The organism is Variovorax paradoxus (assembly GCF_030815975.1).
Lineage (GTDB): Bacteria > Pseudomonadota > Gammaproteobacteria > Burkholderiales > Burkholderiaceae_C > Variovorax > Variovorax paradoxus_N.
The window spans coordinates 4,923,147-4,947,131 of sequence record NZ_JAUSXL010000002.1; the positions used below are offsets into that span (position 1 = coordinate 4,923,147).

A 23,985-nucleotide genomic window follows, 5' to 3' on the forward strand; every position below is an offset into this window, starting at 1 on the left:
CTTTTTCCTCGAACCGACTGGAGTTTCTTTCCATGAAGCAATCTTCTTCCTCCCTGCGATGGGCATCGGCACTGCTGGGCCTGGCCGCGCTGGCCGCATCGGGCACGGCACTGGCCGCGAAAGACGTGGTGCTGTCGATCGGCTACCAGCCCGAGACGCTGGACCCGTACAACACCAACACCACCATCACCACGGCCGTGACCAAGTCCTTCTATGAAGGGCTGTTTCAGTTCGACAAGGACCTGAAGGTGCAGAACGTGCTGGCCGAAGGCTACGAAGTGTCGAAGGATGGCCTGGTCTACACCATCAAGCTGCGCACCGGCGTCAAGTTCCACGACGGCACCGACTTCAACGCCGAGGCCGTGAAATTCACGCTCGACCGCGTGCTGAACCAGGACAACAAGCTGCTGCGCTACAACCAGTTCAACCGCGTGGGCAAGGTCGAGGCGCTGAACCCCACCACCGTGCGCATCACGCTGAAGGAGCCCTTCGGTCCCTTCATCAACTCGCTGGCCCACGCCTCGGCCGCGATGATCTCGCCCACCGCGCTGAAGAAGTGGGGCAACAAGGACATCGCCTTCCACCCCGTGGGCACGGGCCCCTTCGAATTCGTCGAGTGGAAGCAGACCGAAGCCGTCAAGGCCAAGAAGTTCGACGGCTACTGGAAGAAGGGCTACCCGAAGGTCGACACGGTGTCGTGGAAGCCGGTGCTCGAGAACAACACGCGCGCCGCGATGCTGCAGACCGGCGAAGCCGACTTCGCGTACCCGATTCCCTACGAGCAGGCCGAACTGCTGAAGAAGAGCGACAAGCTCGAAGTGGTGGCCACGCCGTCGATCATCACGCGCTTCCTGGCATTCAACATGCTGCAGAAGCCCTACGACAACCCGAAGGTGCGCGAAGCCATCGGCTACGCCATCAACAAGGAAGCGCTGGCCAAGGTCGCGTTCGGCGGCTATGCCTTCCCCGCGCAGGGCATCGTGCCGCAGGGCGTGAAATACGCCGAGAAGATGGCCCCCATTCCCTACGACCTGAAGAAGGCCAAGGAACTGATGAAGGAAGCCGGCTACCCCGACGGCTTCGAGTCGGTGCTGTGGAGCGCCTACAACAACACGACCAGCCAGAAGACGATCCAGTTCGTGCAACAGCAGCTCGCGCAGATCGGCATCAAGCTGCAGGTGCAGGCGCTCGAAGTGGGCCAGCGCACCGAGCAGGTCGATGCATGGCCTGATCCGAAGACGGCCAAGGTCCGCATGTACTACACGGGCTGGTCGTCGTCGACCGGTGAAGCCGACTGGGGCCTGCGCCCGCTGTTCGCCTCGGAAGCCTGGGCGCCCAAGCTGAACAACATGTCGTTCTACAAGAGCGAAGTGGTCGACAACGCGCTGGCCAAGGCGCTGGTGACGGTGGACGAAAAGGAAAGGACCGCGCTCTACAAGACCGCGCAGGAAGAGATCCGCAAGGACCTGCCGCGCGTGCCGATGGTCACGGAGCAGAACCTGTCGGCGCATGCCAAGCGCCTCTCGGGTGTGTTCGTGATGCCTGACGGCAACATCAACATCGACGCTATTGCAGTGTCGAATTGATCGCCGGCTCCCTGTTTTCCTGACTGACTGTCCGACGGGCGATGGCATGCCGCCATCGCTCGCTCGCGGCAACCGCACCCCATGCTGAATTACTTCCTCAAACGACTGTTGGGCCTCGTCCCCACGCTGCTCATCGTGGCGGTGCTGGTGTTCCTGTTCGTCCACATGCTGCCCGGCGATCCGGCGCGCCTTGCCGCCGGCCAGGATGCCGACGAGCAGACCGTGGCCATGGTCCGCGCAGAACTCGGCCTCGACAAGCCGCTGCCGCAGCAGTTCGTGAGCTTCTTCACCCACATGCTGCAGGGCGACTTCGGCACCTCGATCCGCACGCGGCGGCCAGTGTCGATGGAGATCGGCGAGCGCTTCTTCCCCACGGTGATGCTGACCATCACCAGCATGGTGTGGGCCGTGATCTTCGGCATGGGCATCGGCATCGTCTCGGCCGTGTTCCGCAACCAATGGCCCGACCGGCTCGGCATGACGCTGGCCGTGTCGGGCATCTCCTTTCCGGCATTTGCCCTGGGCATGCTGCTGATGCAGATCTTCTCGGTCCAGCTCGGCTGGCTGCCCACGGTGGGCGCCGCCACCTGGAAGCACTACATCCTGCCCTCGATCACGCTGGGCGCCGCGGTGGCCGCCGTGATGGCGCGCTTCACGCGCGCGTCGTTCGTCGAGGTGATCCAGGAAGATTTCGTTCGCACTGCGCGCGCCAAGGGCGTGCGCGAACGCACCGTGATCATCAAGCACTGCCTGCGCAACGCGCTGATTCCGGTGGTCACGATGATGGGCCTGCAGTTCGGCTTCCTGCTGGGCGGCTCGATCCTGGTCGAGGCAGTCTTCAACTGGCCGGGCCTCGGACGCCTCCTGGTCGATGCCGTGCAGATGCGCGACTACCCCGTGATCCAGACGCTGGTGCTGCTGTTCTCGCTCGAATTCATTTTGATCAACCTGGTGGTGGACGTGCTGTACGGCTACATCAATCCCACCATCCGGTACAAATGACCACCCCCAGGCTACGCGCACTTCGTGTCGCTTCTCCTACCCCCTCACCGGGGGCAACACCAGCGGCCCGGCAAAGCCGGTTCCGCGGTGTTCCACGAAAAAGCCGCAACGAGCGACTGATATGACCCAAGCTTCCGCCGAATCCATCGTTCCTCTTTCTCCTGTCGTGGCGGTTCAAACCGCGGGCAAGGTCCGCACGCCCTGGGGCGAGTGCTGGCGCCGCTTCAAGAAGCAGCCCGTGGGCATCGTCGCGGCGGCGTTCGTGCTGCTGCTGGTGTTCGTCGCGGTGTTCGCGCCGTGGATCGTGCCCTTCGACGCGGAGAACTTCTTCGACTACGACATGCTGAACACGGGGCCTTCGGCCACGCACTGGTTCGGCGTCGATCCGCTGGGCCGCGACATCTTCAGCCGCATCCTGATGGGTGCGCGCATCTCGCTGATGGCCGGCTTCCTGTCGGTGCTGGTGGGCGGCTTCGTCGGCACGGCGTTCGGCCTGCTCGCGGGCTACTACGAAGGCTGGTGGGACCGCATCGTGATGCGCATCTCCGACGTGCTGTTCGCCTTTCCCGGCATCCTGCTGGCGCTGGGCGTGGTCGCCATCCTCGGCAGCAGCATGACCAACGTGGTGGTGGCGGTGTCGGTGTTCAGCGTGCCGGCCTTCGCGCGCCTGGTGCGCGGCAACACGCTGGTGCTCAAGCAGCAGACCTACATCGAGGCCGAGCGCAGCATCGGCGCATCGGACTGGACCATCATCGTGCGGCACATCCTGCCGGGCACCATCTCGTCGATCGTGGTGTATTTTTCGATGCGCGTGGGCACCTCGATCATCACGGCCGCGAGCCTTTCGTTCCTGGGCATGGGCGCGCAGCCGCCCACGCCGGAATGGGGCGCGATGCTCAGCGAAGCCCGCGCCGACATGGTGACCTCGCCGCACGTGGCGCTGTTCCCGAGCCTGGCCATCTTCTTCACCGTGCTGGCGTTCAACCTGCTCGGCGATGCGCTGCGCGATGCGCTCGATCCGAAGATCGACCGCGAATAATTCCATCTGTCTTGATGCCAGCGAACACCCTGCCCTACATCGGCACCCTGCTGCAAGGCGCGCGCAATGCCATCACGGACGTCGAAGGCGTCACGGTCGGCCACCAGACGCTCGACGACGGCGGCGTGCAGACCGGCGTGACGGTGATCCGTCCGCATGCGGGCGACCCGTTCCGCGACAAGGTGCCGGCCGCCGCCGTGGTGCTCAACGGTTTCGGCAAGAGCGTGGGGCTGGTGCAGCTCGGAGAGCTCGGTGTGCTGGAGACGCCGATTGCGCTGACCAACACTTTTTCGGTCGGCACGGTGGCCACGGCGCAGATCCGCCATTGCCTCGCGGCCAACCCCGAGAGCGGACGGTCGCTGCCGACGGTGAACCCGCTGGTCTTCGAGTGCAACGACGGCTTTCTGAACGACATCCAGCGGCTGGCCGTGACCGAGACCGACTACCTTCGCGCGCTCGAGAGCGCCGGCGCCGACTTCGCGCAGGGCTCGGTCGGCGCGGGGCGCGGCATGTCGAGCTTCCAGCTCAAGGGCGGCATCGGCAGCGCCTCGCGGCGCGTCTCGGCGCCCGGGGGGGAGCTGCACACCGTCGGCACGCTGGTGCTGGCGAACTACGGGCGCCAGCCGCAACTGGTGCTGGCCGGGCATCCGGCCGGCGAACGGCTGGCCGCGCACAGCACGCGCGAATGCAAGGAGCCCGAGAAGGGCTCGATCATCATCGTCGTTGCCACCGATGCGCCGCTCGACGCGCGCCAGCTGCGCCGCCTCGCGCTGCGCGCGGGCGCCGGGCTGGCACGCACCGGCTCGGTCTTCGGCCATGGCAGCGGCGACATCGTGCTGGCCTTTTCGACCGCCTACACCGTGCCCGATCGCGTCGACCGCCCGATGCCGGCCATCGCCATGATGCATGACGGATTGCTCGACGGCCTCTTCCAGGCCGCGGCCGACAGCACCGAACAGGCGATCCTGCATGCGCTCTGGTGCGCCACGGCCGTGACGGGCCGCGATGGCAATCACCGGGCAGCGCTGTCGGAACTGCTGCCGCCCTCTTCCCTTTCTTCCTTCACACAACCGCACCCCCTCCCATGAAAGTCCTGATCTCCACCGACATCGAAGGCGTTGCGGGCGTCTACCACCACGAGCAGGCGCGGCCGGGCAATCCCGAGTACGAACGCGCCCGCCTGCTGATGGCGCACGAGGCCAGCGCGGCCATTGCCGGCGCCTTCGAGGCCGGCGCCACCGAGGTGCTGGTCAACGATTCGCATGGCGGCTTTCGCAACATGCCGCCCGACGTGCTCGATGCGCGCGCCCGCGTGGTGCAGGGCAAGCCGCGCTACCTGAGCATGGTGGCCGGCGTCGAGGAAGGCGTGGACGCCGTCTGCATGGTGGGCTACCACTCGCGCGCCCAGGGGCGCGGCATCCTCGCCCACACCATCAACAGCTTTGCCTTTGCCGGCATCCGGCTCGGCGAGCAGGAACTGGGCGAGGCCGGGCTCTACGGCGCGCTGGCCGGCGAATACGGCGCACCGGTGGTCATGGCCAGCGGGGACGACGTGTTCATCGCAGAGAACCGGGTGCTCTTTCCGCATGCGACCTTCGTGGAAACCAAGAAGGCGACGGGGTTCAACAGCGGGGTGTCGCTGTCGCCGGAGCAATCGCGCAAGGCGATCCGCGCCGGTGTGGCTGCGGCGCTGGCTGCGCGCGGCAATGCGAGCCCATTGGTGTTGAAGGGCCCGCAGGTGGTCACTCTGCGCACGCAGTCGCCGATGATGGCCGACCTGTTCTGTCAGTGGCCATCGTTCGAACGCATCGACGGTGTGAGCTTGCGTTTTACCGCGGACACGGTGGAAGCGGCTGTGCGGATGCTGAACTGCTGTTCGGCGATGTCTTCTATGTTGCGTTGAGTTGAGTTGAGTTTTTTTGAGGGCGGGGGCCGGGTCTCGCCCCGGCGGGCGACCTACTTTTCTTTGCTTCGCCAAAGAAACGTAGGCAAAAGAAAGGCGACCCTACTGTCTGCGTCCCTTCGCTTCGCTACGGGCAACCTGCGGTGCTCGACTCCGGCGGGGGTCCGCAGAACTCGCTTCGCTCAAACAGCTGCGGCCCTGATCCCGCCTCCATCTGCGCTCCTCGGCGCATACAGAAGGGGTGGGAGCGGGCAGCCTTCGCTTCGCTCGGCCCCCAAGACCAACAGCCAAATTCAACAGCCCAACCACCACAGGCGCTGCGCGCCTGCGGTGGCTTGGTGGCCGAGCGAAGCAAAGGCCCGTGTGGTTTGCCCTCCCCTCTGTATGCGCCGAGGAGCGGAGCGTTTCGCGGATCAGGGCCGCAGCTGTTTGAGCGAAGCGAGTTCTGCGGACCCCCGCGAAACGCGAGCACCGCAGGTTGCCCCGTAGCGCAGCGAAGGGGTCGCAGACAGTGGGGTCGCCTTTCTTTTGCCTACGTTTCTTTGGCGAAGCAAAGAAAAGTAGGTCGCCCGCCGGGGCGAGACCCGGCCCCGGAACCAAGATCAAAGCACGTTGCCAAAAAGCACCCGTCCCAAACCCCTTCGCCCTTATCCAGAATAAGCATTCAACCGCCCGCAAACCCGCATGGCTATTGAAGAATAAGCTTATCCGCATAAAGCGCGAACCAAAAAATAGTTTGCTTCCATAAGGCCCGGTTTCAGAATCTCGGCTTCTTGCTGGGGCGCCCCGTTGTACGTGCGGCACCGCACTTCTTCAAGACACACACGCACGATGTACCAATACACAGAATTCGACCGACAGTTCGTTCATCAGCGGGCCGCCCAATTCCGGGACCAGCTCGAGCGCTGGCAAAAGGGCCGCCTCCACGAGGATGAGTTCCGTCCCCTGCGCCTGCAAAACGGCTGGTATGTCCAGCGCTACGCACCGATGCTTCGCGTGGCCGTGCCTTATGGCGAGCTTTCGAGCCGCCAGCTGCGCGTGCTGGCGAAGATCGCCCGCGAGTACGACGAGCCCGAAGCCGAGGTCTACCGCAAGGCCGTCGAGACGCAGGGCCTGCTCGGCAGCCACAAGCTCCCCACGCACTACGCCCACTTCTCGACGCGCCAGAACGTCCAGTACAACTGGATTCCGCTCGCCAAGTCGGCCGACGTGATGGACCTGCTGGCTTCGGTCGACATGCACGGCATCCAGACCAGCGGCAACTGCATCCGCAACATCACGAGCGACGAGCGCGCGGGCATCGCGGTCGACGAAATCGCCGATCCGCGCCCGTTCGCGGAAATCATGCGCCAGTGGAGCACGCTGCACCCCGAGTTCGCGTTCCTGCCGCGCAAGTTCAAGATCGCGATCACCGGCGCCACCGAAGACCGCGCCGCCACCGGCTGGCACGACGTGGGCCTGCATGTGGTAAAGAACGAAGCGGGCGAGATCGGCTTCCGCGTGCAGGTGGGCGGCGGCATGGGCCGCACGCCCATCATCGGCACCGTGCTGCGCGAGTTCCTGCCCTGGCAGCAGATCATGAATTACCTCGAAGCGGTGATCCGGGTCTACAACCGCTATGGCCGCCGCGACAACATCTACAAGGCGCGCATCAAGATTCTGGTGAAGGCCGAGGGCCAGCGCTACATCGACGACGTCGAGGCCGAGTACAAGCAGATCATCGAGCACGACGGCGCGCCGCACACCATCACGCAGCAAGAATACGACCGCGTGGCCGCCTCCTTCGTGCCGCCGACGCTCGCCACCCGCGTGCTGCAAAGCGCCGAAAAGACCGACGCCGAACTGCGTGCCCACGCCGACGACGACGTGATGTTCGCCCGCTGGCTGGCCCGCAACGTGGCCGCGCACAAGAACCCCGCGCTGCGCGCCGTGACGCTGTCGTTCAAGCGCCTGAAACAGGCGCCCGGCGACGCCTCGGCCGACCAGCTCGACACGCTCGCCGAACTGGCCGACCGCTTCTCGGCCGGCGAAGCCCGCGTCACGCACGACCAGAACATCGTGCTGCCCTGGGTGCATGCCGAAGACCTGCATGCGCTGTGGCTCGCCGCCCGCGCGGCCGGCTTTGCCAGCGCCAACGTGCACCTCTTGACCGACATGATCGCCTGCCCCGGCGGCGACTTCTGCGCGCTGGCCAATGCGCGCTCCATTCCCATCGCCGAAGCCATCACCGAGCGCTACCAGGACCTCGACGAGCTCGACGACCTGGGCGAGATCGACCTGCACATCAGCGGCTGCATCAACTCCTGCGGCCACCACCACAGCGGCCATATCGGCATCCTGGGCGTCGACAAGGACGGCAAGGAGTGGTACCAGGTGTCGCTGGGCGGCTCTGACGGCTCCGCGCTCAGCGGCGCGCCGGTGGCCGGCAAGGCCGTGGGCCCCTCGTTCTCGGCGGCCGAAGTGCCGGGCGTGATCGAGGCCGTGCTCACCACCTACCGCGACACCCGCGTGTCGGGCGAGACCTTCATCGACACGCTGCGCCGCGTCGGACCCGACCCGTTCAAGGCCGCGGCCAACGGTGCGCGTTTCAAGGTGGAGGAGGCAGCATGAACAGGCGCCTCAACATCCTCGCCGCCGAAGAACACGTCGACGACGGCGACCCGAAGGTCCTGCAGCTGCCCAACGATGCCGATCCGCTCGCCATCGAGGTGTGCCTGGAAGACATCGAGCGCATCGACCTGAACTTTCCGAAGTTCACCGATGGCCGTGCTTACAGCCAGGCTTTTCTGCTGCGCCGCCGCCTGGGTTTCAAGGGCGACATCCGCGCCACCGGCGACGTGCTGATCGACCAGCTGGTGCAGATGGAACGCACCGGCTTCTCCAGCGCCGTGCTGAAGGAAGGCGTGGACGCCACCGATGCACAGCGCCAGTTCGACCGCTTCGCCGCCTTCTACCAGGGCGATGCGGTACAGACCGCGCCGCACTTCGCGGCCGGTGCCTGAGCCCGCATGGAAACCATCGACATGAGCATTGCCACGGACATCGACTTCGCACGCATCAACACCGAACTCGGCCGCAATGCGCAGGGCCTGGTGGACTGGGCGATCGGCCTGGGCCAGAGCGCGATCATCACCACCAACTTCCGCCCTTTCGAGGCCGTGATCCTGCACATGGTCACGCGCGCAAAGCGGGATGTTCCCGTGGTCTGGATGGACAACGGCTACAACACCGAGGCCACCTACCGCTTTGCCGACGAGGTGACGAAGCAGCTGGGCCTTCATCTACACATCTACCTGCCGCGCCGCTCGCGTGCGCATCGCGAAGCGGTGGAGGGCCCGACGCCGGCGCTCGACGATCCGCGCCATGCCGCTTTCACGGAAGAAGTGAAGCTGGAGCCCTTTGCCCGCGCGCTGCGCGAGACGGCACCGAAGGTCTGGTTCACCGCGCTGCGGGCCACCGACACGGCCGTGCGCGCGCAGATGGACCCGGTCAGCGTCAACCCCGATGGCCTGATCAAGGTCGCGCCGCTCTTGCACTGGTCGTCCAAGGATCTGTACGCGTACTGCGAGGCGCATGGCCTGCCCAACAACTTCGACTACGTGGACCCGACCAAAGGCGAAGACAACCGCGAGTGCGGATTGCATCTCGCGCACTGAGAGCCAACGCTTCACCGATTCCCGTATTCAGCACTCCTCCGATGAACGCCCGTACCGAAACCGAACTGCTGCTGCCGCCCATGCACTCTCCCGCGCGCCTGTCCAACACGCACCTCGATGCGCTGGAAGAAGAAACCGTTTTCATCCTGCGCGAAGTGGCGGCCGCTTTCGAGCGCCCCACCCTGCTGTTCTCGGGCGGCAAGGATTCGCTGGTGCTGCTGAAGTGCGCGGAAAAGGCCTTCGGCGCCGGCCGCATTCCGTATCCGCTCCTGATGATCGACACCGGCCACAACTTCCCCGAAGTGACGGCCTACCGCGATCAGCGCGCTGAGGAACTGGGCGCCGATTTGATCGTGCGCAGCGTCGAGGACTCGATGGCGCGCGGCACCGTGCGCCTTGCGCACCCCGGCGAATCGCGCAATGCGCACCAGTCGGTGACGCTGCTCGAAGCCATTGAAGAATTCCGCTTCGACGCGCTGATCGGCGGCGCGCGCCGCGACGAGGAAAAGGCACGCGCCAAGGAGCGCATCTTCTCGCACCGCGACAGCTTCGGCCAATGGCAGCCCAAGGACCAGCGCCCCGAGCTGTGGACGCTGTTCAACACGCGCCTGGCCCCGGGCGAGCACTTCCGCGTGTTCCCGATCTCGAACTGGACCGAACTCGACGTGTGGCAGTACATCGAGCGCGAGCACGTCGGCCTGCCGTCGATCTACTACACCCACAAGCGCGAAGTGGTCGAGCGCCGCGGCCTGCTGGTGCCCGTGACCGAACTGACTCCGCCGCGCGACGGCGAAACCGTGCAGGTGCGCGACGTGCGCTTTCGCACCGTGGGCGACATCACGACCACCTGCCCGGTCGAGAGCCTTGCCGCCGATGCGGGCGACGTGGTACTGGAAACGCTGTCGGTCGACGTCAGCGAACGCGGCGCCACCCGCATGGACGACATGACTTCCGAAGCATCCATGGAAAAACGCAAGAAAGACGGTTACTTCTGATGAGCGCGACGACTGCAACCCCTGCGACCACCGACGTGCACGGCGACACCGGCACCGCCCTGCGCTTCATCACCTGCGGCTCGGTCGACGACGGCAAGAGCACGCTGATTGGCCGCCTGCTGGTCGACAGCAAGACCGTGCTGCAGGACCAGCTCGCCGGCGTGCAGCGCGGCGGCGAAACCGATCTGGCCCTCCTGACCGACGGCCTCTCGGCCGAGCGCGAACAGGGCATCACGATCGATGTGGCCTACCGCTACTTCTCGACCGCCAAGCGCAAGTTCATCATCGGCGACGCGCCGGGCCACGAGCAATACACCCGCAACATGGTCACGGCCGCCTCGGCCGCCGATGCCGCCGTGGTGCTGGTCGATGCCACCAAGCTGGCCTGGGCCGCCGAGGTGGAAGACGGCACCGTGGTCAAGCGCGAACTGCTGCCGCAGACGCGCCGCCACACGCTGCTCGCTCATCTTCTGCGCGTGCAGTCGATCGTGTTTGCGGTCAACAAGCTCGACGCCATCGACGATGCCGGCCTGGCCTTCGAACGCATCTCGACCGCGCTGAACGCCTTTGCGGAAGCGGCCGGCGTGCAGGTGGCCGCGATCGTGCCAATCTCCGCGCTCAAGGGCTGGAACGTCGCCACCCGCCATGCCGACTGGGTCGGCTACGAAGGTCCGAGCCTGCTCGAACTGCTCGAAGAGCTGCCGGTCACCGTGCAGGACGAGGCCGTGCCCTTCGCCTTCCCGGTGCAGTGGGTCGAGAAGTTCTCGGCCTCGGCCGACACCTCGCGGGGCCGCCGCGTGTTCTGGGGCCGCGTGGCTTCAGGCCATGTGGAACCCGGCCAGCGCGTGACCGTGCTGCCAAGCAACCAGACCGCCACCGTCGCCCAGGTGCTGAGCCACACGCGCCAGCCGAAGGTGGTGCATGCGGGCCACAGCGCCGGCATCGTGCTCGACCGCGAAGTCGACGTGTCCCGCGGCGACTGGCTGCTCGCGCCCGACGCCTTCGAGCCGGTGCGCGAAATCACCGCCACCGTGGCCTGGCTCGACGACGAGCCGCTGGTTGCGGGCCGCATCTACTGGGCGTTGCAGGGCCACCGCTGGGTCAAGGCCAAGGTGGCGCGCATCGTCGACCGGGTGAACATCACCACGCTCGAATCGGAGCCCGCCACGCAGCTGGAAGCCAATTCCATCGGCGATGTGGTGCTTTCGCTGCAGCAGCCGCTGGCCGTGCTGCCCTTCACGCAATCGCGGGCCCTGGGCTCGCTGGTGCTGGTCGATACGGCCTCCCACAAGACCGCTGCCGCCGTGCTCGTGCAGCCTGCCGCCGCAAAGGCCTAAAATCTCGGGTTTTCCCCGACCTCACACTGACGTTAGAAGACAAATGACCCACGTCGTCTCCGAAGCCTGCATCCGCTGCAAATACACCGACTGCGTGGACGTATGCCCCGTGGATTGCTTCCGCGAAGGCCCCAACATGTTGGTGATCGACCCGGACGAGTGCATCGACTGCGCGGTCTGCATCCCCGAATGCCCGGTCAATGCGATCTATGCCGAGGAAGACCTCCCGGCCAACCAGATCGCTTTCATCAAGCTCAACGCCGAGCTCTCGCTGGCCGATGGCTGGAAGAGCATCACCAAGCGCAAGCCCGCGCTGCCTGACGCCGAAGAGTGGAAAGACAAGACCGACAAGATCGGCGAACTGGTCCGTTGAACCCCGAAGGCCGAGCCCTCATCGAAACCGACGCGCTGATCATCGGCGCCGGTCCGGTCGGGCTGTTCCAGGCCTTCCAGCTCGGCCTGCTCGAGATCTCCTGCCACATCGTCGATGCGCTGCCCGCCGCGGGCGGCCAGTGCGTGGCGCTCTATGGCGACAAGCCGATCTACGACATTCCCGGCACGCCGGTCACCAGCGGACGCGGCCTTGCGCAATCGCTGCTGGAGCAGCTCGCGCCCTTCAAGCCGCAATTCCATTTCGGCGAGCAGGTGGCCACACTCGAACGGCAGGCCGATGAGCGGCTGCTGCTGACCACCTCCGCCGGCACGGCTTTCCTGGCAAAGACGGTGTTCATCGCGGCCGGTGTCGGCGCCTTCGTGCCCAAGCACATCGCAATCGAAGGCATTGCGCAGTTCGAAGGCAGCTCCCTTTTCTATCACCCCGATTCGCTGGACCGCTTTGCCGGGCAGGCGGTGGTGGTCAATGGCGGCGACGACGTTGCGCTGGCAACCGCGGTTGCGCTCGTGGCCATTGCAAGGCAGGTCACGCTGGTCCACCGGCGCGACGGCTTCCAGGCCGACGAAGGCCTCGTCGCTTCGATGCGTGCGCTGGTGGCCGAAGGCAGGCTCGCGTTCAAGGTCGGCCAACCCACGGCTTTCGACGGCAGGCAACTGCAGATCACCACGCCCGATGCAACGACCGTCGATCTGCCGCTCGACGCGCTGATTGCCTGCCTGGGCATCTCCCCGCGCCTCGGCCCCATTGCCGACTGGGGCCTGGAGCTCGAGCGCAAGCAGGTGCCGGTCGACACCGAGAAGTACGAAACCCGCGAGCGCGGCGTGTTCGCGGTGGGCGACATCAACACCTATCCGGGCAAGAAGAAGCTCATCGTCTGCGGCTTCCACGAAGCCACGCTGGCGGCCTGGGGCGCCACCGCCATCGTGTTCCCGGGCAAGGCGATTCCGCTGCAGTACACCACCACCAGCACGCGGCTGCACGAGCTGCTGGGCGTGGCTACTTCCCGCTAGGCAGCAGCGCGCGGTATTCGCCGATGAAGCTGCCGATGGCGGCCACGAATCGGTCGATGTCCGCGTCGGTCAGCGGCAGCGAGAGCACGATGAAACCGCGCGGCGAGGCGTAGATGCCTTGGCTCAGCAGGTGGAAGAACAGCAGCTGCCGCAGCCGGCCGTCGACCGCCGCCAGGTCTTCCACGCGCCGCACTTCCCCATGCACGAAATGCGCGTTCATCAGCGAGCCGACGCCGGTGAACTGCATGGCCACGCCCTCCTTCGTGCACAGCGCATTGAGCCGCGCACGCATCGCCTCGCCGCGCTCGGCCAGCGCGCCGGCCGCCTCGGGCGTGAACAGCTTCGTGAGGCCCGCGTACCCGGCCGCCATGGTCATCACGTTGTTGTTGAAGGTGCCCGAATGGGAGAGCGACCCCGTGCGCGGATCGAACTGCGCCATCACGTCCGAACGCCCGCCGAAGGCGCCGAACGACATGCCGCCGCCGATGTACTTGCCGAGCGTGGTGAGGTCCGACCGGACGCCGAGCCTGTTGGCCAGGCCCTGCGGCCCCAGGCGCGAAGTCATGACCTCGTCGAAGATCAGCAGCGCGCCCACCTTCGTCGCGGCATCGCGAAGTGCTTGCAGAAAGTCGAGGCGCCCCGGAATGCATCCGCTCGCACCCTGCATCGGTTCGACCAGAATCGCGGCGATCTCCGGCCCGTGCCTGGCGATCTGCTCGTCCACAGCCTGCACGTCGTTGTAGGGCAGCACCAGGAAGTCGAAGGGCACGGTCGTCGGCAGCGGCTTGGCGCCGAAGCCGAGCACGCCGCCGTGATAGCCGCCCGAGAACACCACGATCTTTCGCCTTCCCGTGAAGTGCAGCGCGGCCGTGAGCGCCATCAGGTTGGCCTCTGTGCCCGAGTTGGTGAAGCGCAGTTGCTCGATCTGCGGAAAGCGCTCGCAGATGGTCTTGGCGAGCCGGCCTTCGAGCAGGTTGTGGCCCGTGAGGTTGATGCCGCCCTGCATCGCCTCGACGACGGCATCGCGTATCTCGGGTGCCGAGTGGCCGTAGGCGCCGGCCGTGTACTCGGCGATGAAATCGGCATAGCGGTGGCCGTCGGAGTCCCAGAGCGCGGCGCCCTCGCCCCGCGCGATGGTGAGCGGAAACGGCGCATAGAAAAGCACCGAGCGGCTGTTGGCGCCGGGCATGTAGCGCGCCTGTTCGTCGAACTGGCGCCGGCTCGCGGGGTTGGCCTCGGTGAAGCGCTGGAAGGCCTGGGCAAGGGACTGGTCGATTGCAGGATCGCTCATGGGACACATCCTCGAAGTGGCGGCATGCGGGTTGCCAAACCTGGGCCATCATCCATGGTTTGGAGGCTTGGCGCGCAGGCTCGTACAATAGTTTCCGCTTTGCGCCACGGCGCGGAGCACCACGCTAGGGGTGTCGAACCGGAATCCATTCCGGGGCTGACTGAGAGAGTCCCTTTGAACCTGACTGAGGTAATCCTCGCGCAGGGAAGCTGGTCCGGCGGCCTGTCGCGTTGTCTCGCGCGATGGCCCCACCGCCGGAGCCTCGCCCACCTGCCAAACCTTTTGCACTGGAGCAACTGGATGGCACACGACGACGACGAACGTTCTTCCGCCAACGAGGCGCTGGCGCCGTTGCCCGCGTCGCAGCGCGTGTTCGGCTGGCATGACCACGCATCGCTCTGGTTCAGCCTGGGCGTGGGGCTGCTGGTGATGCAGATCGGCGCCTACCTGGTGCCGGCGGTGGGCACGCGCGACGCAGCCATCGCGATCATGCTGGGCTCGCTGCTCGGCGCGGGCCTGCTGGCCTGGACCGCGCGGCTGGGCTGCGAGAGCGGCCTGGCGAGCGCCGGGCTGATGCACGCCACCTACGGCAGTGCCTTCGCGCGGCTGCCGGTGCTGCTCAACATCGTGCAGCTGGTGGGCTGGACCACCTTCGAGCTGGTGATCATGCGGGAGGGCACGCAGGCCATCGGGCAGCAGGCGTTCGGCCTGGCACTCGGTGGGCCGCTGGGCGGCGCCCTCACCACGCTGCTCTGGGGCGCTGTGCTGCTGGCGCTCCTGGCCGGCTCCATGGTGAAACTGGTGCGGCGCTTCGTGAGCCGCTTCGGCCTGCCGCTGGTGGTGCTGTCGCTGCTCTGGTTGACCTGGCAGTTCGCAACGCGGCTGCAGGCCAAGGGACTCGACGCCTTCTGGGCCCGGCCGGGCGACGGCAGCATGGGCATGTTCGGCGCGCTCGACCTCGTGATTGCCATGCCGGTTTCTTGGCTGCCGCTGGTGGCCGACTACGCGCGCCACGGCAAGCGCAGCGCGGGCGGCCTGGGCAGCGCGTTCAGCGGCACCTGGGCCGGCTACGCGCTGGCGAACGTCTGGTGCTATGCGCTCGGCGTGATGGTGGTGAGCGTGGCGGAACCGGGCACGGGCCTGGTCACCGCGCTGCTGCTCGCGCAGGGCGGGCTGGTGGCGTTGGGCCTCATCCTCATCGACGAGCTCGACAACGCTTACGGCGATGTCTATTCGGGCTCGGTATCGACGCACAGCCTGCTGCCGCGCTGGAGCGTGAAGCGCTGGGGCCTGCTGCTGGCCGCGCTGTGCACCGCGCTGGCGCTGGTGCTGCCGATGCACACGCTCGAACCGTTCCTGCTGCTGTTGAGTTCGGTGTTCGTGCCGCTCTACGGCGTGATCCTCGGGCGGCTGGGCACGGGCGGCGCCATCTCGTCGGCGGGCACGCGCCGGGTCGATCTGGGCGCGGCACTGATCTGGATTGCGGGCATCGCGGCCTACCACGCGCTCGCCAAGTGGGCGCCGCAGTTCGGCTCGGCGCTGCCCACGCTCGCGGCAACTTTCGTGCTGGCCTGGGCCAGTCGGCCCAAGCCCACATCTACGACCGCAGGCGGTGTGTCGGCACTGGCGCAAAGCCGTGGTTGAGCGGACCGTGGCCCGCACCGATCTTCACGCCCGCACCGGCCGCCATCGCGCCGAGGATGTAGGCGCGCGCGCGCTCGACGGCTTCGGGCAGGCCATGCCCCAGCGCCAGGTACGCCGCAATGGCGGACGACAGCGTGCAGCCGGTGCCATGCAGGTTGCGGCTCGCGATGCGCTGCGAGGAAAGGCGCCTGCGCGTGCCGTCGGACCGCAGCAGCACATCGACCACCTCGTCGCCGGGCAGATGGCCACCCTTGAGCAGCACGGCCTGCGCGCCGAGCGCGAGCAACTCGTCGGCCGCGCCGTCGAGCGCATCGATGCCATCGATGGCATGGCCGATGAGCAAGGCCGCTTCATCGAGATTGGGCGTGACCACCACGGCGCGCGGGAACAGCTCGCGCACCAGCACCTGCACGGTTTCCGAAGCTATCAGCCGGTCGCCGCTGGTGGCGACCATCACCGGGTCGAGCACCACGTTGGGCAGCCGGTAGTGATCGATGGCCCAGGCCACCACCTCGACCACCTCGGGCGCATGCAGCATGCCGAGCTTGACCGCGTCCACGCCGATGTCCTCGACCACCGCCTGGATCTGCGCCTTCAGGAAAGCCGGCGGCACGGCATGGATGCCTGCGACGCCGAGCGTGTTCTGCGCCGTGAGCGCCGTGATGGCCGTCATGCCATAGCAGCCGAGCGCCGCGAAGGTCTTCAGGTCGGCCTGGATGCCGGCGCCGCCGCCGCTGTCGGAGCCGGCGATCGAGAGCACGCGTGCGTAGCGCAGGGGCGCTTGCGGCGCGTCATCGGAAAGTGCTTGGGTCATAGGGAAAATTATCGGCGACGCGCGCTTCGGCCCGCGCCGCGGCCGTCCTGCTCCCTCTCCCCCTGGGGAGAGGGTCGGGGTGAGGGCATGGGCGTCTGCAAGCGCGCGGCCCTGGCCAGCGCCGTCGGCCCTCACCCCAGCCCTCTCCCCAAGGGGAGAGGGGGCAACAGCCGCGGAGCAAAGCCATGAACCTCCCATTCCAATCCGCCGCCATCCTCGGCGCAGGCCTCATGGGCCGGCTGCTCGCAGTCACGCTGGCGCGGTCCGGCTGCAAGGTCGAGCTGTTCGAAGCCGGCAGCCCCGAGGCCGAAGGCGCCGCCGCACGCGTGGCGGCCGCCATGCTCGCGCCGCTGGCCGAATCGGCCGTGGCGCCGGTGCCGGTTGTGCGCATGGGGCAGTACGCGCTGAGCCGCTGGCCCGAGCTGCTGGCACCACTGGCGCAGCCCGTGTTCTTCCAGCGCAAAGGCACGCTGGTGCTCTGGCACCGGCAGGACGCCGCCGAGGCCGCGCGGCTCGCACGCGTGCTGGCGCGCACCGGCACGCAGGTGCCCGAACTCGCCCCGATGCGCACGCTCGACGGCGCCGGCATCGCCGCGCTGGAGCCTTCGCTCGGCCAGCGCTTCGCGCAGGGCTTGTTTCTGCCGGGCGAGGGCCAGCTCGACAACCGTGCGCTGCTGGCTTCCCTGCTTGCCACGCTGCAAGCCAGCAACGGCGTGAAGCTGCATTGGCAGTCGCCGCGCGCACCCGGCGACTTCTCCCCCGGCACGCCGGGCCAACCCGACTGGGTGATCGACTGCCGCGGCCTCGGTGCCAAACCGCAGTGGAACGCGCTGCGCGGCGTGCGCGGCGAGGTCATCCGCGTGCATGCGCCCGAGGTGGCGCTGCAGCGGCCCACGCGGCTGGTGCATCCGCGCTATCCGCTCTACATCGCACCCAAGCCGGGCAGCGTATTCGTGATCGGCGCGACCGAAATCGAATCCGACGACATGTCGCCCGCCAGCGTGCGCTCCACGCTCGAACTGCTGAGCGCGGCCTACGCCGTGCACAGCGGCTTCGCCGAAGCCCGCATCCTCGAGATCGCGACCCAATGCCGCCCCACGCTGCCCGACAACCTGCCCGCCATCCGGCAGCCGCAGGCGCGCGTGCTGCAGATCAACGGGCTGTACCGCCACGGTTTCATGATCGCGCCCGCCGTGCTCGATGCCGCCATGGAGCTGCTCGCGCACGGCCGCTCCGCGCTTGCGCAGAAGCTCGGCCTGGAGACATCCGAAGCATGACGATCAACGTCCTGATCAACGACAAGCCTTTCACGCTGCCGGACGGCGCCACGGTGATCGACGCGCTGGCCGCACTGGACGCCGTGCCGCCGTTCGCGGTGGCCGTGAACCGCGAGTTCGTGCCGCGCTCGGCCCATGCGGCGCGCGCACTGCAGTCCGAAGACCGCATCGAAGTGATCCGCCCCGTGACCGGCGGCTGAGCGAAACGACCCGCAGAGATGGAGACAACACACACCATGACCACCACATCTTCCGTGCCAGACAACGATCCGTTGGTTCTCTACGGCCAGACCTTCCAGAGCCGCCTGCTGCTGGGCACCGCGCGGTACCCATCGCCGGACCTGCTCGAAGCCGCGGTGAAGCGCGCCAGGCCCGCCATGCTGACGGCCTCGCTGCGCCGCCAGTCCGCAAGCCCCGGCGCAAGCGACAGCGGCAACGGCTTCTGGGAACTGCTGCGCCGCCTTGCGGTGCCGGTGCTGCCCAACACCGCCGGCTGCCACAGCGTGCAGGAAGTGATCGCCACCGCGCAGATGGCGCGCGAACTGTTCGATACGCCGTGGATCAAGCTCGAACTCATCGGCGACGACTACACGCTGCAACCTGACACGCTGAACCTCGTCGATGCCGCATCGCAGCTGATCCGCGACGGGTTCCAGGTGCTGCCCTATTGCACCGAAGACCTCGTGCTGTGCCAGCGGCTGGTCGATGTCGGCTGCCAGGCCGTGATGCCCTGGGCCGCGCCCATCGGCACCGGCCGCGGGCCCGTCAATCCCTACGCGCTGCAGTTGCTGCGTGAGCGGCTCAGCGTGCCGATGCTGGTCGATGCGGGCCTGGGCCTGCCCTCGCATGCCTGCCAGGTCATGGAGTGGGGCTACGACGGCGTGTTGCTCAACACCGCAGTGGCGCTGGCGCAAGACCCGGTGTCGATGGCCGGCGCCTTCGCGGACGCCGTGCAGGCCGGCCGTGCTGCCCACCGCGCCGGCGCCATGGCCGCGCAAGACTCCGCGCAGCCCAGCACGCCGGTGCTCGGCACGCCCTTCTGGCATCACGCAGCATGAACGCTTCGACCGGCTCCCGCGCCAACGCCGGCGCCATCTCCCACGCGATCGTTGCGGCGCACGGGCTGCGCTTCGGTGCCGCCACGGCCGCGGCCATTTCGGCGGGCCGCTTTTCTTCGGACGACCCGGTGTATCGCGGCGCGAAGCAAGCCTGCACGGCGCTCGGCTTCATCGAGATCGATGCCGAATGCCTGGCGCGGGCGTGGCAGGCGCAGACGGTGCGCACCGGCGCGTTCGATGCGAACCAATGGCCCGAGACGCCCGCAGATTTCGGTTTGCGCGAATTCCCGCCGGCCGCACGTAGCGATGCCTTCGCGCCCTGCCCCGAACGGCTCGGCCTCTATGCGGTGCTGCCCGATGCGCAAGGGGTCGGCCGCATGGCACGCGCCGGGGTTCCCACGGTGCAGCTGCGCTTCAAGTCGGACGACGCTGCGGCCACCGAGCGCGAAGTGCATGCCGCCGTCGATGCCGTGCGCGGCATGGGCGCGCTGCTCTTCATCAATGACCATTGGCAGACGGCCATCGCCGCCGGCGCCTACGGCGTGCACCTGGGCCAGGAAGACCTCGACGCGCTCACGCCCGCCCAGGTGCGGCAGATCCGCAATGCGGGCCTGCGGCTCGGTGTCAGCACCCACGGCTATGCCGAGATGGTGCGCGCCGATGCGGTGAGCCCGAGCTACATCGCGATGGGCGCGGTGTATCCGACCACCCTCAAGAAGATGGCCACGGCGCCGCAGGGCGTGGCACGGCTCGGGGCCTATGCGCGCCTGTTGCGCGGCTACCCGCTGGTGGGCATCGGCGGCATCGATGCGCAGCGCCTGCCCGAGGTGCTGGCCACGGGTGTCGGCTCGGTCGCGGTGGTGCGCGCGCTGGTCGCCGCAGAAGATCCCGAGGCCACGGCCGCGCAATGGATGGCGGCCATGAGCGCCGCCTCGGCATGAACGAACCAATGACACAAAAGCAATTCCGATCCTGGCTGCTGTCGCCGCTCTCGCGTGCAATGGCTGCTGCCTTTCTTCTGGCCACCGGCGGCGCGCAGGCCCAGCAGCCAACCGAATTGCCTGCCGTCACGGTGAACGAAAGCAGCGCCGCACCGCAAGCCGACGTGAGCGGCTTCGGCGATGTGCCGCTGCGCGAACTGCCCCTCTCGGCCACGGTGATCGACAGCACGCAGCTTCGCGCGAGCGGCGCGCGCCGCCTCGCCGACCTCACGCAGTTCGACGCCTCGGTGACCGACGCCTACAACTCGGCCGGCTACTGGGACTACCTGACGGTGCGCGGCTTCGTGCTGGACAACCGCTTCAACTACCGGCGCGAGGGCCTGCCGATCAGCGCCGAGACATCGATCCCGCTCGACAACAAGGAACGCATCGAGATCCTGCGTGGCACCAGCGGCATCCAGGCCGGCACCAGTGCGCCCGGCGGGCTGGTCAACTACGTGGTCAAGCGGCCCACCGAGCAGGACCTGCGCACGCTGCGCATCGAAACCACCAGCCGCGGCAGCGTGCTCGGCGCGCTCGACCTGGGCGGGCGCTTCGGCGCGAACCGCGAGTTCGGCTATCGGCTCAACGTGGCGAACGAAAACCTCAAGCCGCTCGTGCACAACCTCGACGGCAACCGCAATCTGTTCGCGCTGGCGGGCGACTGGCGCATCACGCGCGATTCGGTGCTCGAGTTCGAGATCGAGCGCAGCCACAAGATGCAGCCGAGCCAGAACGGCTTCAGCCTGCTGGGCAGCACCCTGCCCGCGCCGGTCGACCCAAGGATCAACCTCAACAACCAGCCGTGGTCGCAGCCTTCGGAATTCAATGCGCTCACCGGCAGCGTGCGCTTCAGCCAGGCGATCAATGCCGACTGGCGCTGGAGCGCGCAGATCGGCCAGCAAAGGCTCAAGAGCGATGACCGGCTGGCCTATGCGTTCGGCTGCGGCGCCGAAGGCAATTACGACCGCTATTGCTCCGATGGCACCTTCGATTTCTACGACTTCCGCAGCGAGAACGAGCGGCGCACGCAAACCGCCGGCAGCCTGAACCTCAAGGGCAATGTGATGACCGGCAGCGTGCGGCACGAGCTGGGCTTCGGCCTGCTCGCGAGCCGCGTGCGCAACCGCTTCCAGGACCAGGCCTACAACTACGTCGGCACCGGCAATGTCTGGGCCACGGCCATCGTGCCGCCGGACCCCACGCTGACCGACGCCAACACCAACCGCGACGAACGTTCCACCGAGCTCTCGGTGCAGGACGCGATCCGCTGGAACAGCCGCTTCACCACCTGGATCGGCGTGCGCCACACGCGGCTCGACCGCGACAGCATCCGCACCGATGGCTCGCGCCCCACCGGCTACAAGGACGGCATCACCACGCCATGGATCGCCGCCAGCTACGCCATCCAGCCGGGCCTCCTGGCCTATGCGAGCTGGGGCAAGGGCATCGAGTCGCAGGTGGTGCCGAACAAGAGCTCGCAGTACACCAACGCAGGCGAGGCGCTGCCCGCGCTGACCTCGCGCCAGTGGGAGCTGGGACTCAAGGGCGGCAGCGATACCTTCGCGTGGCAGCTCGCATGGTTCGACATCAAGCGACCCATGACGAACCTTGACGCCTGCAACCGCCTCGGCACCACGCCCTGCGAGGGTCGCTACGACGGAAGCGCGGTGCACCGCGGGCTCGAGGCGGGCGCGCAATGGAACGCGGGGCCCTGGCGCCTTGGCGGCAGCGTGACCTTGATCGATGCCAAGCGCCACGGAAGCACTGCCGAGCCCGCCACCAACGGCCAGTCGCCCACCAACGTGCCCAAGCAGGTAGTGCGCGCACAAGCAGCCTACCGCGTGGCTTCGGTGCCCGGTCTCGAGGTGCTGGGACTGCTTTCGCATGAAGGCCGCCGCAACGTGCTGCCCGACGGTTCGATCAGCCTGCCCTCGTGGACACGCGTCGATGCGGCGCTGCGCTACGACACCAGGCTGCGCGGCGTCCAGACGAGCTGGAGCCTCGCCATCGACAACCTGTTCGACCGCCGCTACTGGAAGGAATCGCCCTACCAGTTCGGCCACATCTATCTCTTTCCCGGAGCGCCGCGCACGCTGCGCCTCGGGTTGAGCGTGTCGCTCTGAGTGCGGGTTCAAAAAATTTTCGGAAATTTATGGCGGCCGTATTCGCGCGTTCAGAAGGCTCAAAAAACCACGCTATAATTTGAGGCTTGTTCCTCGATAGCTCAGTTGGTAGAGCGCCGGACTGTTAATCCGTAGGTCCCTGGTTCGAGCCCAGGTCGAGGAGCCACCACAAGCCGCAAGGCCTCTGGATGCCCCGCTACTCAAAAGGTAGCGGGGCATTTCCTTTTGGGGGCCGATATTGGAAGCTTCCAATATCCAGTACTCCTACCCCGGAACCATGCCTTCTGGGGCGCTGCGCAGGCGCGATGCCGCTTGGAAGATCAGCCCATCTTCGGCAGCCAAAACCCGAAGCCGAAGACGGACCCGCTCTTCTTGCTCTTCGCCACTTTGGGCTCATCCTCGCGCGGCCCGACATCGAGATCCTCGACCATCTTCTGCAACTCGAGCAGGCCAGCCGCCATCGCTGCCTTGTAGGTCTTCATGGACCTCGCCTGCTGGTTGAGGATGTGCCAGCCATCGCCTTCGAGTTCGACCAGGCGCCAGCGGTAGGCGCCCTCTTCCTCTTCGATCACGGTGACGGCGATTCTGTGGAGTGGCTGCATGGCCTGATGCTCACTCGAATCCGGGCTTCGCCGTGTCGGACGATCTGCTCACCCGCCGTCCAGACAAAAAAAACGCCCAGCACGCGGCTGGGCGGAATCCTTGAGGTGTCGCCACATCAAGGGCCCCGCAAACCAAGATTCGGGGCAACTGCAAGTCAGGTTTCGAGCACTGGCGCGAGATGTCAGGCGTGGTCAACTTCCAGGCCAACGGCCACCCGAACAACAGAGCCAGGTCGCTCGGTGATCGGCTTCAGCCACTTCACGGCCGCAGCCTCGGGCGGCATCGATCGCAGGCGTTCATCGCGCCACAGATCGCGGGCGACATCCTCCAGCTCGAGCGGGTCGACGGTGTGCCACTGCTGCTGCAGCCGATGCGCGCAAGCGGCAATCCAGAGCGTTGCAGGCACGTTTTCCATGCCCCAATACTACTGTATATTCATACAGGTTTGCTGCAAAATGTTTCGATCCCGAAGGAAGTGCGCAAAGCTTTGCCGAACTCGATGGAGAACATGAACATGAACCAGGCTGAACTTTTTTACCCCCAAGCCGCAGTTCCAAGACAGCCGGTCGCAGCATCGCAGACCGACGCACCGGAAGAACCGCCCTTCAGGTTCGAAGACATCGAGCCGGAACCTCGAGTGGCGTACATCGTGCGGCTCGCCGACTATCCGCACCCCGCAACCGATGCCGTCAAGGTGGCGGAGCAGCGCTTTCAGCGTGAACTCGATCGGCAGCTCAGCGGCGAGGTCGTGCAGGCACTGCACGCGTTCCAGAATGCCAGCGAGTCCAGCGAAACCGACCTCACGAGAAACGAGATGGCGCTGGCCAAGCGGTGGATGAAGGCCTATGACGCGGCCCGAACTTCCGGCTTTCGCGATCTTGGAGATACCGATGAAGCGTTCTTCGATGTGCGGCCGATCTGAGCAACGGTCCTGTTGGACATGCACCTGTCCGACGCCGTTGTAAGGTGGTCCGCACGAATCTCATCAACACAGGCTGAGCGCAAGCCGCCGCGGTTGGGCCATCATCCCGACTGTGCCAGCTACACCCATCGAGTACCTGCTCGAGATCGAGCACGCGAGCTTCCCGGTTCATGTGCGCGATCCGGAGTTGATCCAGGCCATCGCGGTTCTCAAGGCGCTGGGCTGCGTGGAAGCGGACATCTCCCCGCCGCTCGATCTTCGCAGTTCGTTCAGGAGCTACGAATCCGCGGTGGTCGTGAAGATCACGCCGGAAGGAATCACGGAACTCGCGCTGGCATACGGCTGACC

General features: G+C 66.7%; 23 protein-coding genes and 1 tRNA gene. 21 read left to right on the forward strand and 3 right to left on the reverse strand.

What is annotated here, in order from left to right:
* The first annotated feature begins 32 nt into the window (after positions 1 to 32).
* The 12 genes from gsiB to QFZ47_RS26970 all read left to right on the forward strand — a co-directional run bounded on the left by gsiB (position 33) and on the right by QFZ47_RS26970 (position 12,922).
* Positions 33 to 1,586, forward strand: a complete 1,554-nt coding sequence (gsiB, locus tag QFZ47_RS26915) for a glutathione ABC transporter substrate-binding protein GsiB (protein WP_307658547.1) — start codon at positions 33 to 35, stop codon at positions 1,584 to 1,586.
* An 81-nt stretch (positions 1,587 to 1,667) separates the two neighbouring features.
* Positions 1,668 to 2,588 (forward strand): glutathione ABC transporter permease GsiC, encoded by a 921-nt coding sequence (gene gsiC / locus QFZ47_RS26920; RefSeq protein WP_307658548.1) that lies wholly within the window; start codon positions 1,668 to 1,670, stop codon positions 2,586 to 2,588.
* A 121-nt stretch (positions 2,589 to 2,709) separates the two neighbouring features.
* The gene (gene gsiD / locus QFZ47_RS26925; RefSeq protein WP_307658549.1) at positions 2,710 to 3,627 is read left to right on the forward strand and encodes a glutathione ABC transporter permease GsiD; all 918 of its coding nucleotides are present in this window, start codon (positions 2,710 to 2,712) and stop codon (positions 3,625 to 3,627) included.
* A 14-nt stretch (positions 3,628 to 3,641) separates the two neighbouring features.
* On the forward strand, positions 3,642 to 4,715 hold the full coding sequence (locus tag QFZ47_RS26930) for a P1 family peptidase (RefSeq protein ID WP_307658550.1): 1,074 nt from the start codon (positions 3,642 to 3,644) through the stop codon (positions 4,713 to 4,715).
* On the forward strand, positions 4,712 to 5,530 hold the full coding sequence (locus QFZ47_RS26935; protein ID WP_307658551.1) for a M55 family metallopeptidase: 819 nt from the start codon (positions 4,712 to 4,714) through the stop codon (positions 5,528 to 5,530). Before QFZ47_RS26930 ends, QFZ47_RS26935 begins: the two co-directional genes overlap by 4 nt.
* Before the next feature lie 831 nt (positions 5,531 to 6,361).
* A complete protein-coding gene (locus tag QFZ47_RS26940) occupies positions 6,362 to 8,140 on the forward strand; it encodes a nitrite/sulfite reductase (RefSeq protein ID WP_307658552.1) in 1,779 nt (592 codons plus the stop codon).
* Complete coding sequence (locus QFZ47_RS26945) at positions 8,137 to 8,532, forward strand: DUF934 domain-containing protein (RefSeq protein ID WP_307658553.1); 396 nt, start codon at positions 8,137 to 8,139, stop codon at positions 8,530 to 8,532. The genes QFZ47_RS26940 and QFZ47_RS26945 overlap by 4 nt, the downstream gene beginning before the upstream one ends.
* 21 nt (positions 8,533 to 8,553) lie before the next feature.
* The gene (locus QFZ47_RS26950) at positions 8,554 to 9,186 is read left to right on the forward strand and encodes a phosphoadenosine phosphosulfate reductase domain-containing protein (protein ID WP_307659026.1); all 633 of its coding nucleotides are present in this window, start codon (positions 8,554 to 8,556) and stop codon (positions 9,184 to 9,186) included.
* A gap of 41 nt (positions 9,187 to 9,227) precedes the next feature.
* Positions 9,228 to 10,181: a sulfate adenylyltransferase subunit CysD gene (cysD, locus tag QFZ47_RS26955; protein ID WP_021007141.1), complete on the forward strand. Its 954-nt coding sequence runs from the start codon at positions 9,228 to 9,230 to the stop codon at positions 10,179 to 10,181.
* Complete coding sequence (locus QFZ47_RS26960; protein WP_307658554.1) at positions 10,181 to 11,518, forward strand: sulfate adenylyltransferase subunit 1; 1,338 nt, start codon at positions 10,181 to 10,183, stop codon at positions 11,516 to 11,518. The genes cysD and QFZ47_RS26960 overlap by 1 nt, the downstream gene beginning before the upstream one ends.
* A gap of 43 nt (positions 11,519 to 11,561) precedes the next feature.
* Positions 11,562 to 11,891 carry a ferredoxin FdxA gene (gene fdxA / locus QFZ47_RS26965; RefSeq protein ID WP_021007139.1) on the forward strand — a complete coding sequence of 110 codons (330 nt, stop codon included), beginning with the start codon at positions 11,562 to 11,564 and terminating at the stop codon, positions 11,889 to 11,891.
* Positions 11,888 to 12,922, forward strand: coding sequence for an NAD(P)/FAD-dependent oxidoreductase (locus QFZ47_RS26970; RefSeq protein ID WP_307658555.1), 1,035 nt, complete (start codon positions 11,888 to 11,890; stop codon positions 12,920 to 12,922). Before fdxA ends, QFZ47_RS26970 begins: the two co-directional genes overlap by 4 nt.
* Here QFZ47_RS26970 and QFZ47_RS26975 read toward each other — a convergent pair.
* On the reverse strand, positions 12,909 to 14,213 hold the full coding sequence (locus QFZ47_RS26975; protein ID WP_307658556.1) for an aspartate aminotransferase family protein: 1,305 nt from the start codon (positions 14,211 to 14,213) through the stop codon (positions 12,909 to 12,911). The two genes, QFZ47_RS26970 and QFZ47_RS26975, sit on opposite strands and share 14 nt — an antisense overlap.
* A 300-nt stretch (positions 14,214 to 14,513) precedes the next feature.
* Between QFZ47_RS26975 and QFZ47_RS26980 the strand changes: the two genes are divergently transcribed.
* A complete protein-coding gene (locus tag QFZ47_RS26980; protein ID WP_307658557.1) occupies positions 14,514 to 15,857 on the forward strand; it encodes a purine-cytosine permease family protein in 1,344 nt (447 codons plus the stop codon).
* Here the strand turns inward: QFZ47_RS26980 and thiD are convergent.
* Positions 15,811 to 16,671 (reverse strand): bifunctional hydroxymethylpyrimidine kinase/phosphomethylpyrimidine kinase, encoded by an 861-nt coding sequence (gene thiD, locus QFZ47_RS26985; protein WP_307658558.1) that lies wholly within the window; start codon positions 16,669 to 16,671, stop codon positions 15,811 to 15,813. The genes QFZ47_RS26980 and thiD overlap by 47 nt on opposite strands.
* Positions 16,672 to 16,856: 185 nt before the next feature.
* Here thiD and QFZ47_RS26990 point away from each other — a divergent pair, with 185 nt between their 5' ends.
* The 6 genes from QFZ47_RS26990 (at position 16,857) to QFZ47_RS27015 (ending at position 22,278) form a co-directional block, all read left to right on the forward strand.
* Positions 16,857 to 17,948, forward strand: coding sequence for an FAD-dependent oxidoreductase (locus QFZ47_RS26990; RefSeq protein WP_307658559.1), 1,092 nt, complete (start codon positions 16,857 to 16,859; stop codon positions 17,946 to 17,948).
* Positions 17,945 to 18,148, forward strand: a complete 204-nt coding sequence (thiS, locus tag QFZ47_RS26995; RefSeq protein ID WP_307658560.1) for a sulfur carrier protein ThiS — start codon at positions 17,945 to 17,947, stop codon at positions 18,146 to 18,148. Before QFZ47_RS26990 ends, thiS begins: the two co-directional genes overlap by 4 nt.
* Positions 18,149 to 18,184: 36 nt before the next feature.
* Positions 18,185 to 19,006 (forward strand): thiazole synthase, encoded by an 822-nt coding sequence (locus tag QFZ47_RS27000; protein WP_370880617.1) that lies wholly within the window; start codon positions 18,185 to 18,187, stop codon positions 19,004 to 19,006.
* Positions 19,003 to 19,947 carry a thiamine phosphate synthase gene (gene thiE / locus QFZ47_RS27005; RefSeq protein ID WP_307658561.1) on the forward strand — a complete coding sequence of 315 codons (945 nt, stop codon included), beginning with the start codon at positions 19,003 to 19,005 and terminating at the stop codon, positions 19,945 to 19,947. Before QFZ47_RS27000 ends, thiE begins: the two co-directional genes overlap by 4 nt.
* Positions 19,944 to 22,112 carry a TonB-dependent siderophore receptor gene (locus QFZ47_RS27010; protein ID WP_370880618.1) on the forward strand — a complete coding sequence of 723 codons (2,169 nt, stop codon included), beginning with the start codon at positions 19,944 to 19,946 and terminating at the stop codon, positions 22,110 to 22,112. The genes thiE and QFZ47_RS27010 overlap by 4 nt, the downstream gene beginning before the upstream one ends.
* A 90-nt stretch (positions 22,113 to 22,202) precedes the next feature.
* Positions 22,203 to 22,278: transfer RNA gene (locus QFZ47_RS27015), tRNA-Asn, on the forward strand.
* A gap of 154 nt (positions 22,279 to 22,432) precedes the next feature.
* Here the strand turns inward: QFZ47_RS27015 and QFZ47_RS27020 are convergent.
* A complete protein-coding gene (locus QFZ47_RS27020) occupies positions 22,433 to 22,684 on the reverse strand; it encodes a hypothetical protein (protein WP_307658563.1) in 252 nt (83 codons plus the stop codon).
* A 209-nt stretch (positions 22,685 to 22,893) separates the two neighbouring features.
* On the opposite strand from QFZ47_RS27020, the gene QFZ47_RS27025 reads away from it, so the two are divergent.
* On the forward strand, positions 22,894 to 23,637 hold the full coding sequence (locus QFZ47_RS27025) for a hypothetical protein (protein WP_307658564.1): 744 nt from the start codon (positions 22,894 to 22,896) through the stop codon (positions 23,635 to 23,637).
* 112 nt (positions 23,638 to 23,749) lie between these two features.
* Positions 23,750 to 23,983, forward strand: a complete 234-nt coding sequence (locus QFZ47_RS27030; protein WP_307658565.1) for a hypothetical protein — start codon at positions 23,750 to 23,752, stop codon at positions 23,981 to 23,983.
* Positions 23,984 to 23,985 lie beyond the last annotated feature (2 nt).

Excerpts from the sequence above, each read along its gene's own strand:
- gsiB (WP_307658547.1), top strand. The coding sequence starts at position 33 with ATGAAGCAATCTTCTTCCTCCCTGCGATGGGCATCGGCACTGCTGGGC.
- gsiC (WP_307658548.1), top strand. The coding sequence starts at position 1,668 with ATGCTGAATTACTTCCTCAAACGACTGTTGGGCCTCGTCCCCACGCTG.
- gsiD (WP_307658549.1), top strand. The coding sequence starts at position 2,710 with ATGACCCAAGCTTCCGCCGAATCCATCGTTCCTCTTTCTCCTGTCGTG.
- QFZ47_RS26930 (WP_307658550.1), top strand. The coding sequence starts at position 3,642 with ATGCCAGCGAACACCCTGCCCTACATCGGCACCCTGCTGCAAGGCGCG.
- QFZ47_RS26935 (WP_307658551.1), top strand. The coding sequence starts at position 4,712 with ATGAAAGTCCTGATCTCCACCGACATCGAAGGCGTTGCGGGCGTCTAC.
- QFZ47_RS26940 (WP_307658552.1), top strand. The coding sequence starts at position 6,362 with ATGTACCAATACACAGAATTCGACCGACAGTTCGTTCATCAGCGGGCC.
- QFZ47_RS26945 (WP_307658553.1), top strand. The coding sequence starts at position 8,137 with ATGAACAGGCGCCTCAACATCCTCGCCGCCGAAGAACACGTCGACGAC.
- QFZ47_RS26950 (WP_307659026.1), top strand. The coding sequence starts at position 8,554 with ATGAGCATTGCCACGGACATCGACTTCGCACGCATCAACACCGAACTC.
- cysD (WP_021007141.1), top strand. The coding sequence starts at position 9,228 with ATGAACGCCCGTACCGAAACCGAACTGCTGCTGCCGCCCATGCACTCT.
- QFZ47_RS26960 (WP_307658554.1), top strand. The coding sequence starts at position 10,181 with ATGAGCGCGACGACTGCAACCCCTGCGACCACCGACGTGCACGGCGAC.
- fdxA (WP_021007139.1), top strand. The coding sequence starts at position 11,562 with ATGACCCACGTCGTCTCCGAAGCCTGCATCCGCTGCAAATACACCGAC.
- QFZ47_RS26975 (WP_307658556.1), bottom strand. The coding sequence starts at position 14,213 with ATGAGCGATCCTGCAATCGACCAGTCCCTTGCCCAGGCCTTCCAGCGC.
- QFZ47_RS26980 (WP_307658557.1), top strand. The coding sequence starts at position 14,514 with ATGGCACACGACGACGACGAACGTTCTTCCGCCAACGAGGCGCTGGCG.
- thiD (WP_307658558.1), bottom strand. The coding sequence starts at position 16,671 with ATGACCCAAGCACTTTCCGATGACGCGCCGCAAGCGCCCCTGCGCTAC.
- QFZ47_RS26990 (WP_307658559.1), top strand. The coding sequence starts at position 16,857 with ATGAACCTCCCATTCCAATCCGCCGCCATCCTCGGCGCAGGCCTCATG.
- thiS (WP_307658560.1), top strand. The coding sequence starts at position 17,945 with ATGACGATCAACGTCCTGATCAACGACAAGCCTTTCACGCTGCCGGAC.
- QFZ47_RS27000 (WP_370880617.1), top strand. The coding sequence starts at position 18,185 with ATGACCACCACATCTTCCGTGCCAGACAACGATCCGTTGGTTCTCTAC.
- thiE (WP_307658561.1), top strand. The coding sequence starts at position 19,003 with ATGAACGCTTCGACCGGCTCCCGCGCCAACGCCGGCGCCATCTCCCAC.
- QFZ47_RS27010 (WP_370880618.1), top strand. The coding sequence starts at position 19,944 with ATGAACGAACCAATGACACAAAAGCAATTCCGATCCTGGCTGCTGTCG.
- QFZ47_RS27025 (WP_307658564.1), top strand. The coding sequence starts at position 22,894 with ATGTCAGGCGTGGTCAACTTCCAGGCCAACGGCCACCCGAACAACAGA.